The sequence below is a fragment of the Geminicoccus sp. genome (assembly GCF_036263595.1).
Lineage (GTDB): Bacteria > Pseudomonadota > Alphaproteobacteria > Geminicoccales > Geminicoccaceae > Geminicoccus.
Genome location: NZ_DATAGQ010000014.1, coordinates 1 through 9064, shown reverse-complemented (window position 1 = coordinate 9064; position 9064 = coordinate 1). Strand labels below are relative to the sequence as shown.

General features: G+C 58.8%; 11 protein-coding genes and 1 pseudogene. 6 read left to right on the top strand and 6 right to left on the bottom strand.

Features of this window, described 5'->3' with window-relative positions; all coding sequences use genetic code 11:
• Positions 1-262: 262 nt before the first annotated feature.
• Positions 263-592: pseudogene (locus VHL31_RS00945) on the top strand (IS5/IS1182 family transposase); the annotation flags it as partial.
• 19 nt (positions 593-611) lie between these two features.
• Here the strand turns inward: VHL31_RS00945 and VHL31_RS00940 are convergent.
• The 6 genes from VHL31_RS00940 to VHL31_RS00915 all read right to left on the bottom strand — a co-directional run bounded on the left by VHL31_RS00940 (position 612) and on the right by VHL31_RS00915 (position 6381).
• The gene (locus VHL31_RS00940) at positions 612-839 is read right to left on the bottom strand and encodes a hypothetical protein (RefSeq protein WP_329659324.1); all 228 of its coding nucleotides are present in this window, start codon (positions 837-839) and stop codon (positions 612-614) included.
• The gene (locus VHL31_RS00935) at positions 836-3298 is read right to left on the bottom strand and encodes a VapE domain-containing protein (RefSeq protein ID WP_329659323.1); all 2463 of its coding nucleotides are present in this window, start codon (positions 3296-3298) and stop codon (positions 836-838) included. Before VHL31_RS00935 ends, VHL31_RS00940 begins: the two co-directional genes overlap by 4 nt.
• Positions 3299-3337: 39 nt before the next feature.
• Entirely contained in the window at positions 3338-4645 is a 1308-nt protein-coding gene (locus VHL31_RS00930) for a hypothetical protein (RefSeq protein WP_329659322.1), read from the bottom strand.
• A gap of 198 nt (positions 4646-4843) precedes the next feature.
• Positions 4844-5077: a hypothetical protein gene (locus VHL31_RS00925; RefSeq protein ID WP_329659321.1), complete on the bottom strand. Its 234-nt coding sequence runs from the start codon at positions 5075-5077 to the stop codon at positions 4844-4846.
• Positions 5058-5747, bottom strand: coding sequence for a hypothetical protein (locus tag VHL31_RS00920; protein WP_329659320.1), 690 nt, complete (start codon positions 5745-5747; stop codon positions 5058-5060). The genes VHL31_RS00925 and VHL31_RS00920 overlap by 20 nt, the downstream gene beginning before the upstream one ends.
• A 358-nt stretch (positions 5748-6105) precedes the next feature.
• A complete protein-coding gene (locus VHL31_RS00915) occupies positions 6106-6381 on the bottom strand; it encodes a hypothetical protein (RefSeq protein WP_329659319.1) in 276 nt (91 codons plus the stop codon).
• Positions 6382-6416: 35 nt separating this feature from the next.
• Between VHL31_RS00915 and VHL31_RS00910 the strand changes: the two genes are divergently transcribed.
• From VHL31_RS00910 to VHL31_RS00890, 5 genes are all read left to right on the top strand, one after another.
• Entirely contained in the window at positions 6417-6590 is a 174-nt protein-coding gene (locus VHL31_RS00910; protein ID WP_329659318.1) for a hypothetical protein, read from the top strand.
• A gap of 350 nt (positions 6591-6940) precedes the next feature.
• A complete protein-coding gene (locus VHL31_RS00905; protein ID WP_329659317.1) occupies positions 6941-7393 on the top strand; it encodes a hypothetical protein in 453 nt (150 codons plus the stop codon).
• Positions 7394-7404: 11 nt separating this feature from the next.
• Entirely contained in the window at positions 7405-7695 is a 291-nt protein-coding gene (locus VHL31_RS00900) for a hypothetical protein (RefSeq protein ID WP_329659316.1), read from the top strand.
• Between the two features lie 120 nt (positions 7696-7815).
• The gene (locus tag VHL31_RS00895; protein ID WP_329659315.1) at positions 7816-8358 is read left to right on the top strand and encodes a hypothetical protein; all 543 of its coding nucleotides are present in this window, start codon (positions 7816-7818) and stop codon (positions 8356-8358) included.
• Between the two features lie 188 nt (positions 8359-8546).
• Positions 8547-9002 (top strand): helix-turn-helix domain-containing protein, encoded by a 456-nt coding sequence (locus tag VHL31_RS00890; protein ID WP_329659314.1) that lies wholly within the window; start codon positions 8547-8549, stop codon positions 9000-9002.
• Positions 9003-9064: the final 62 nt, after the last annotated feature.

Sequence of the window (9064 nt, the reverse complement as noted above, 5' to 3'; positions counted from 1 at the left end):
AAGATGTCTCCTTTGATGCTGACAAAAGGATTATTAGCTGCTTAATCCATGGCGGAATATTTCAAAAAGCATGGAATTCCTTCGGTTTTCCTCTTAAAGCGCCTAACAAAAGGGAACCTGGCGATCCGGCCGTGGTTGGCTGGGCATGGTTGCACCCTGGTTTCCGGTGAACTATGGCGGGCGATTACACTGCCGCTACTGACGGCGCTTGCCGAGCCCAAAGGTGGCCGGCTTCGCGAGTCGGACCGAGCCTGCTTGGCTGTTGATCGAGGCGGTACCACCGATCCGGCAGTGCTATGGTCGGCCGAGGCAGCGACCTGCTAAGCTGCACGCCGACAAGGGCTACGACTTCGCCCACTGCCGTCGCATCCTGCGCCGGTGCAGGATCATCCCCAGGATCGCTCGACGCGGCGTCGAGCCTAGCGGCCGGCTGGGTCGCCATCGATGGGTGGTGGAACGCTCGCTCGCCTGGTTCAGCCGCTTCCGCCGGCTTACCGTTCGCTAAGAGCGACGCCTCGACATCCTCACCGGCTTCCACCTCCTCGCCGTCAGCCTCATCTGCCTCAGGTTCGTCCAACGGTGGTTCTGTTAGGCGTACTAAGGAATGCGGGTCATCGTACTATCCAGGTGCGGGCGCCATCATCGCGAATATGTAAAATAAAGCGACGGCGCTGGCCACCAACGGTTCCCACCAATTCGGTGCCATGCGCCACCAGGCGTTCGCAGGGCTCGTGCTCATACAGGCGCTGCAGACGGCGGGGCGTCGTGATCGGCCGGGTCTCCACCTGGATATCCCGCCATCCCAAGCGGGTGCCGACCACGATACGGCGGGTAGTCATGGCTGGTGCTCCTTGCACGGGCAGGAGATCGGCGCCTCGCAGGTGGCGCATTGAGCCATGCCAATGTCACCGGTCACCGGTTGTCCCCGATGATTTCGATAATGTTCTCGGCGCAGACCACCACCACCCTTCATGATTCGAGCATCTTCGGTTGTGTGTCCTGCCTTATGTGTACGAGAACAATCGGTGACATCGGTGACATCAGCAGAAGACCCAGTGTTTTCAGTAGATTGGCTGTCACCGGAGCTGTCACCGGAGCCAGGTCCGCCAGTCGGTTCACTGGTGACAACCGGAGGATTGAAGATCCAGTACCGGCCACCTCCCTCCTCGACCGGCCGGCGCTTCTGCTGGCGGGTCCACCCGCGGCTGCGGAGGATGGCACCGACCCGCTTCTGCGCCATCAGGTCCTGGCGCTCGACCGGCATATCGATAGCTCCGACCAGGATGTCCTCGATGGTGACCGGATCGGTGTCCTTCCGAGCACGGCAGCCGGTCGTATGGACAATGCGAACCAACCACTTCTCGACTGCCGGTTCCCATGGATCACCGATCCTGCGATTGCCCTGTTCCTCTTGCGCCAGCGGCTTCAGATTGCCTTCCAGCCACCAGTGCTCGCCGGATTTGAAAGCTGCGTCGGCCTCGGCCCACAGCTGCCCTAAGTTTGCCCGCAGCCCCTTAAGATCGATCCTCCCGACCCGCACGGGCCAGAAGCGGCGGTTGCCGGTCTCGTCGTGCAGATAGGCCTCCTGGTTGGTCGACCCGATGAACACGCACTGGCGCTTGAAGTCCTGGGAGCGGCGTCCGTAGCTCGGGCGGTAGTGGTCGGTGGACCGAGACAGGAAGGCCTTGGTCCGCTCCACGTCCGAGCGCCGCATGGCGGACAGCTCGGCCATCTCGATGATCCACTTGCCCTTCAGATCCTGGGCGGAGTCCTTGGAGCCGAGGTCGGCGATCTCGTCCGCGAACCACTCGCTCATGACGGCAAGTACCCGGGCAGCAGAACTCTTTCCGAGGTCCTGTTCCCCTTCCAGGATCAGCGCGTTGTCCGCCTTGCACCCAGGCCTCCTGGCGCGGGCTACCGCAGCAATCAGGAACTTGCGGCCAACGGCTCGGGAGTAGGGCGTATCCGGCACGCCAAGGTAGGTGGTAAGCCAGGTATCGAGGCGTTTAGTCCCATCATGCTGCAGATCGTCGAGATAGTCCCGGACCGGATGGAAGCTCTGCTCGGATGCCACCACCTGCACGGCCGCGGCGACTGTGGCAGGCTTCACCTGGACGTCACGGAGCTGGCACCACTCGGTCAGCCGGAGGTCGTCCAAGTCCGCCCACTCCCGCCAGCCCTCTGCTACCTTCCAGGGTAGGGAGCGGGTGACAACGCAGTTCCGCAACTCGTCGAAGCCAAGCTTGCCGGCGAATGTGCCGTCAGCCCGCAGGATCGTCGCGACGTTGGCAATGGTGTCCCGTGCATCACCCTTGTCGTTGAGCGACAGGTCGTTCCACCACCGCCCCTTGTCGTCGGCCCGGGCCGCGCGGTCGCGGATCCGCTGGGCGTGGTCGAGCAGCTTGCCGATCCGCCTGTCCGCGTTCCTGCCGGAGATTTTGCCGCCGCCGATCTGGCCGTAGGGATAGAGACGGAGCACCGACTCCAGGTCATCGTCCGCCAGATGCCGAGCCAGGTACAACGCCAGCGACATCTCCAGCCCGGAGGCGGTCGTGTCCTTGCCCTTGCCGAGCTTCGCACCGTCCCTCCAGGCAGCGCGCAGTCGATCGTCCTGGTCGAGCAGGTTCCGGAAGGAAGCCGGGAGTTGTGCGTCCTCAACGGCCGGACGTGGCTCGTCCTGCGTCGCCGGCTTTGCTGGTTCCTCGACCTTCGCTCGTGCAAGCCTGGCCGCAAGGCGCATCCAGGCGGCCGTGGCATCTGTGATGCTGTCCGGCACGCCATCGACCTTCCGGCCAGTCAAGGCGAAGTAGCGGCCGGTCGTGTAGACTTCGACCTGCGGCAGATGGTCGCCGAACAGCGGCGCATCGCCCATGACCAGCTTGTTGACCGGCAGCTCGGGAAGGGGGTCTCCCTTGGCGAAGATCTTCACGCCAGTGCTAGACGGGCTCACCTCAGCGTACGAGCCGAAGTCTGTGATAATCTCCTGAGCCCATGGCTGGATCTCGCCAGTTTCTGGATTGCGGCAGCCGTCCAGGTCAATGCCGCCGATGCCGTCCGTCTCACCGGCTAGGACGAAGCCGACTCCAGCCTTCCTAGCACGGTTGGCGAAGGCAGAAGCCTCGTCCAGCGTCGTCCAGGTCTCAGGATCGGTGGACTTCGCCCACTTGCCGGACGGCTGGATTGGGACCTTGGTAGGCTTCCCATTTCGGGTCAGATGTTCCCAGGCAACGAAGCGCCGGCCCATGGCGCCCAACTGGGCGATGGCGGCACTGCCTGGAACGGGGTTGGAACGTAGCACCTCGGAAATCCTTGTCCGAAGGCGCGTTCAATCGTATTCTCAGGAGCGTAAAGGTTTGGTTTTCCTGGACTCTTGGCGGGTTTGCACCGTCGAGGTCGTCGGTTCGATCCCGATCGGCTCCACCAATCTCAAGGGGTTAGCAGCCTTGAGCGTCCCACCTGTAACGTACTCGTAACGCACGGTTGCAGGATTGGTATTAACGGCTTCTGGAGAGATCGGTCGGACGGCCATCTGACCGATCTCCTCCCAGAGCTTGTCGATGGCATCTGCCACCGGACGCATCTCCTCGATCTCTACCCAGTCATAGTGCTTCTCCATCATGCGGTTGGTGCTGTTGGCGTTGCCCTTGAACGGCCCCACCAGGTCGCGTGAGACGCCATAGGCCCGTGCCAGCCTCGGGATGAGCTTCTGCAGGGTCTTGGGCGTGAAGCGGGGATCGAGCCCAGCTGCCTTCACCGTCAGCCGCCAGATGCCGATCAGGGACCTTACCGGCTTTCCCTTGTACTGGATCAGGCGACCTTTGGGGGCAGCCTGGATCCACGGGCGGATGCCCTGCGTCATGGGGATGCTCGGCCTGGTCTTCTTGGTCTGCTTCCTGCCTTCGGCGTTTAGGTGGATGACGTCGTCCTCAAGATCGCATTGGAAGCTGGTTAGATCGAGAACAGCTTCGGGACGGCCGCAGGTATGGACCAGCAGGGCAATGAAGAGCCGGAGGCGGAAGGGTTCAGCTGCATCCCAGAGCTTCACCAGGTCACTCTGCTTTGGCGCATAGCGTCGAGGTGGGCTGGGCGGTGGTAGGGGCATCGGCTCATAGTGAGTGAGCAGCCCCTCACGCTGAGCCCAGCTGAAGGCGGCGTTTCCCATCTCAACTGTACGTCTGATCGTCGACGGTGCCATCCTGTGCATCGTCTCGACAATCGCACCGGTCTCTGGATCACGATGCCGCTTCGGGTACTCCAACTGCTCCAGCCAAAAGCGGAATTCAGCGCGACGCCGACGGTCCATGACCTCGGCTACCATGGCGTTCTCGCCAAAGAACGCTGCCCAGCGATCTAGTGCGGGACCATTCTGAGCAGCGCTAGGTAGCTTGCGGACGTAGTCCTGGTTGTACCGTGCCAGAACTTGGCGAAGTGGCAGTCTCTCTGGCGCGGTTTCGGGCAGCCTGACATTCAGATCAACGAACCCTTTCAGGCGCTCGATCGCTTCGTGAAGATCCGTCGTATCAAGCGTACGTCGGTTGGTGGATCCGCCCGGCCTGTTCCAACAGACATAGGCGATGCCGCTGGTCGGGTGAAACCAGAGCCGGTGCCCGTAGTAGACGAAGGCGCTTTTGGACTTTCGGGACATTCTTCGGCCACCTCAGGAGTGGACAGGTGTTCGGCCAGCCAGACGTCAGTCGTGACGTGCTCGCGGCCAATCCGTTTGGACTTGATCCGGCCTGTCCGCATCATCTCGCGTGCGGAACGCTCGGAGATACCAAGCCATCCGGCAAGTTCAGGGGCTTTGATTGGCCGAGGAATGTGGATGACGTTGGTCATGGTAGCTTCAGCTGCCCAGCTTCGCCTGCGCCCACTGGTCGAGAAGGTCGACCCTGTATAGCGGCGTGCGGTTCATCCGATCGAAGGGCGGTCCGCCGCCCACACTTGCCAGCTTTGCCAAGGTTGCGACCGCGATCGGGAGACCATGCTTGAGCAGCAGGTATTCTGGAACCTCAGTACGGCGCAGCCGGGGCTTGTTGAAGCGAGCAGGGAGAGCCTGATCAGGCATCAGACTGGTCACGCAGGCAGTTCCCCAGCTTGTAGAAGACCTCGATCCCAATAGTACGCTGAGTCCAATAGAAGCTCGGGTTACCCTCAAACTGGGCGTCAAGCTCCCGCAGCTTCTGAAGACTAGCCTCTGCGGTTGGCTCCTCGATCTTCATCTTCTGAGCCGGATGGATATAGACGGCGGTGTAGAGGTGATGGCTGCCCCACACTCGGATTCTGGCTATCGGCCATGGCCGCTCTACCGAAACCTCCAGCCTCATGATGGCATGGTGCGGGGGCGGGAGCAGCAGACCATCCTCTACCGCAGAAGTGACGATGGCCGTCAGAGCTTCACCGAATGTGTGCATCGGCTTTAGGCCGAACACGTAGTCAGGAGCAGGCGGATCAACGTCTATGGTCTCTGTGATGTCCTTGTAGCCGTCATTGACCAGGGGGAAGCATAGATCGACGGTGTCAGCCGCCTTCATGACGTCGCGGCGGTCCCCTGCGCCGATCAGCGAGGACAAGAAGACAGCGCTATCCTCAGCGTCCATTCTGGCGCCTCCGGTGCGCCCCCGCGTGCCCTTCTTGATCTTACCGCTTTCCATCAAGCGCCGACCGGTCTCCCGGATAGACTTCGGCTCCAAGCCTGACTTCCCGAGGACATCGACAAGAGCGGTAGCCAAGCCAGTGATGGTAGCCATAGACGCTTTTTCCGTGCTGGGCACAGTTTTTTGTCTACAGCCATTCTGCGCCACTTGCAAGATAATAGTGCTCAACCCGAATTGGGAAGCGCTGCGTTTATCTGGCCGACAAAATGCATTGCGAGGCGAAGGGACCCAACAGAGCGAATGACCAGATGCTGCTGGCAAAAGAAAAGCCGCCCCGAGAACGCGGGCGGCTCAATGGAGGTATCAAGACAAGGCGGCGCTAGGGCCACATGAGCCACTACAACTGCTAGAGGATAGCGAACATGCGACACCTGTGTTCGCGCTCAACGTGAGCGTCTTTGTCGCAGCATCTTTGGCAGCATCAGCTTAACGAGCCATCGGCTTTGGCAACCTATTCCAGCGTGGTTTCCTCTTCACAGGCACCCAGCGTCTCCTTGAGCTGGCCTAGGCCATAGACGGCATCGGAGGACAGGCACCAGGCTGCCTCCAGCTTGGTGAGCTCGGCACTGGGGCCCCGGACCCGCTCCGGCAGCACCATCCCGGCGATCATCAGGTTCAGCTGGATGCTGCGCCGCCAGGCTTCATCCAGCCGATCGACGAGCTGCAGGGTGTCGACCTTAGTGAGGTCTGCGAGTACATCCGGCTCGGGCCGGTGGGTCCTGCTCATGGCCGCTCTCCAGCAGCTGCCTCATCGAGCATCCCGTGATCGCGGCGGAAGGTGTTGGTGCGGTCCTCGAACGCCTGCCGGATCGCCGCGAAGGCTTTGCCGTTGCCGATCAGGGCAACATGGTCTGCACCTTCGCCGCACAGCCAGACGACCTCGGCAAGGGCATCGATGTCGGCGAGAAAATCGTCGACGTCGGCGTGGCTGATTGAGTTTGGGCGTGTGGTAGAGGTCGATGTGGTGCCCGTGGTATGGGCACAGTCAGCCGATCGCATGGATCATCGCTCCTGCGTGAGGTTAGGGCCGGAGCGAGGGTGGTGCCTTGCTTCGGCCTGCATTTTCGTTTAAATGATAATCATGGCTGAAACAACATCATTTAAGAGAAAACGAGGTCGTCCTCCCGTCGGTTCTACGCTGGTGGGCGTCAGCTTCCCGCCTGAACAGATTGCAGCGCTTGACCGGTGGATTCTGAACCAGAACGAAACTGGTTTATCACGGCCCGAGGCAGTTCGGCGGATCGTCAGTATTGTTGTTAGAACGTCAGAGGAGAAACCCAAAGTTCATGAATGACGAAGACCGCAAGGATTTCGCTGATTTTGCTAAGAACCTGTCGAATAAGCTGGAGACCACAAGAAAACCCCTTTCTCGTCAAGCTGAGCGTGAGCAGGTCAGAATACAACAGCAGGCCCAGCTTGCTCCGCAGTGGGAGAGAATTCGGAATGAGCTGCAAGCGGCTATGGTTGCTCCTAACTTCGAGCTTGGGAGAGAAGGATTTACACTTGGCAGAACAGTAGTAGTTAACAACAACTCATACTTCGCCTGTGAAGGCTACGTATTGATGGGCAAAGGCATCCAGAGCGATACTCTTGTGATTGGGCTTGTCCCAGATGGAACTGTCCAGTCGCATGTAGAGAGAAAGCACGGCAGCACCGTGAAGCCGCGCACGATAGTCGAGGGAGAAACCGATCGTTTCATCCCGGTGATCAAAGACTTCATTCGAAGCCAAACTTCCTGAAGGAGACCCCCTTGACCAAACAAGAGCAGTTTCTTTGGGTAGTTCAGACAATGGTAATTACCAATTCTATCAATTTAATTTCGGATGGTCCCGTTGATCCCAAGACACGAGTTAATATTTCAGCAAGTGGAGTATCTACCGTTCTTGATGAGGCCTTGCGCGCAAGTCAGATGATACCAGAGAGAATGAGCGCTTTTGAAGCCGCACAAGATTTTTGCTATTATATGTTGGACAGTCTGAAGGAGAATGAAGAAAAGGCTCATAAGCGCCCGATGGAATGCCCAGCTTGGTTCTTACGCTGACACTCAGAGTGATCGTGTGCCCGTTGACGCCCGCAGTTCAAAGGTAGATCCTGCCCTCCTCCACTCCGGGCCCGCTGCATTCTGGCGAGTGGAGTGTACTGTTGACCAACTGGTAGCGCGATGCCTGAACAGAAAATTGATTTTGAAGCGCTATCCAATATCGAGGTCTTCAACCTTGCTACCGCAAAGATCTTTGCGCTGCTCTATGAGAAATTCCCTGTTCGAATCCCTCTTATTCCTAATGACATTGCTGCAGAGATGATTTCTGAAGAGCTCTATTATTCTAATGAGCCGCGCGGACCTGGGATCGCCATTACAGAGAAGCATTTGACACCACTTGGCAGGCGATACCACCGAGTCACATCTAGCACAGTTAGCTGGCTTGTGAAATTCGAATATATTGATCGGCCCAGTCAGTACGATCATGACCGTAGTTTTGCTGGTAGAGCGATGAGCAGTATCATGAGTAACAATCATGTGCTCACGCCGAAAGGGCTAGATGCTTTAGCGGCGGTGCCTGAGGCTCTTACTTCGAAACGTACGGCTGGCGAACAGCTTGTTGAGCTCTCTAAAGGTGCAGGCGGTGAAGCGGGTAGGGCTGCCATCGGCGAAATCATTGGCCACATCATCAGCGGTACCGCCCGCGGCTTCGGCTTTGGCTGATTGTCGACCGGCACGATCGGCGTGATCGTGACATGCCTGAGCACGGGAGCCGGCTGCCTTCGGGTGGCCGGTTCATATGAGCCCCTTCCAGTACGCTGGAGAATGGAACCCGTGCTTCCTAGGATTCTTGGTTCGTTGCGTTTGTTTCGAATATCCTGTACCAATCTGGCACACAGGAGGAAGCTAGGATGACCATGCCAGCCTTTGCCGAGGAGCTTGGCGGACGTTTGCCGTCAGCCATGGAGCGGGCTGCCGCCAACCAGCTTCGCACTATACTTGCTGCGCAGGCAGCAGGTAATGCGAAGCTGCGTGTGTTGGACGAAGCAAAGCAACCTACTGAAGTTACTCTTACTCCTGCTCTATCCGAAATACTCATGGAGTTGCTGCGCCATGTTGGCCGGGGGGATGCTGTAACGCTTGTCCCCGTCAGCAAAATGCTTACCACGCAGCAGGCGGCAGATATTCTAAATGTATCTCGCCCTTTCCTTATATCTCTTCTTGAGAGGAAAGAAATTGCTTACACTACGGTTGGCCGTCACCGTAGGATCAAAGCAGAGGATCTTTTTGAGTATAAGAGAGTAAGGGACGAGAAGCGTGATAGTGCTCTTGCTGAGCTCGCTGCATTGGACGCGGAGTATCTCTAAGCTTGTTTGCTAACAGGTTTACTGCGTTCATAGATGCATGCGCTTTAGCAGGTACCTTAAGA

What these genes read in the sequence shown, in the direction of transcription:
- VHL31_RS00940 (WP_329659324.1), bottom strand. Translation starts at nt 839, where the DNA reads ATGACTACCCGCCGTATCGTGGTCGGCACCCGCTTGGGATGGCGGGAT.
- VHL31_RS00930 (WP_329659322.1), bottom strand. Translation starts at nt 4,645, where the DNA reads ATGTCCCGAAAGTCCAAAAGCGCCTTCGTCTACTACGGGCACCGGCTC.
- VHL31_RS00920 (WP_329659320.1), bottom strand. Translation starts at nt 5,747, where the DNA reads ATGGCTACCATCACTGGCTTGGCTACCGCTCTTGTCGATGTCCTCGGG.
- VHL31_RS00915 (WP_329659319.1), bottom strand. Translation starts at nt 6,381, where the DNA reads ATGAGCAGGACCCACCGGCCCGAGCCGGATGTACTCGCAGACCTCACT.
- VHL31_RS00905 (WP_329659317.1), top strand. Translation starts at nt 6,941, where the DNA reads ATGAATGACGAAGACCGCAAGGATTTCGCTGATTTTGCTAAGAACCTG.
- VHL31_RS00895 (WP_329659315.1), top strand. Translation starts at nt 7,816, where the DNA reads ATGCCTGAACAGAAAATTGATTTTGAAGCGCTATCCAATATCGAGGTC.
- VHL31_RS00890 (WP_329659314.1), top strand. Translation starts at nt 8,547, where the DNA reads ATGACCATGCCAGCCTTTGCCGAGGAGCTTGGCGGACGTTTGCCGTCA.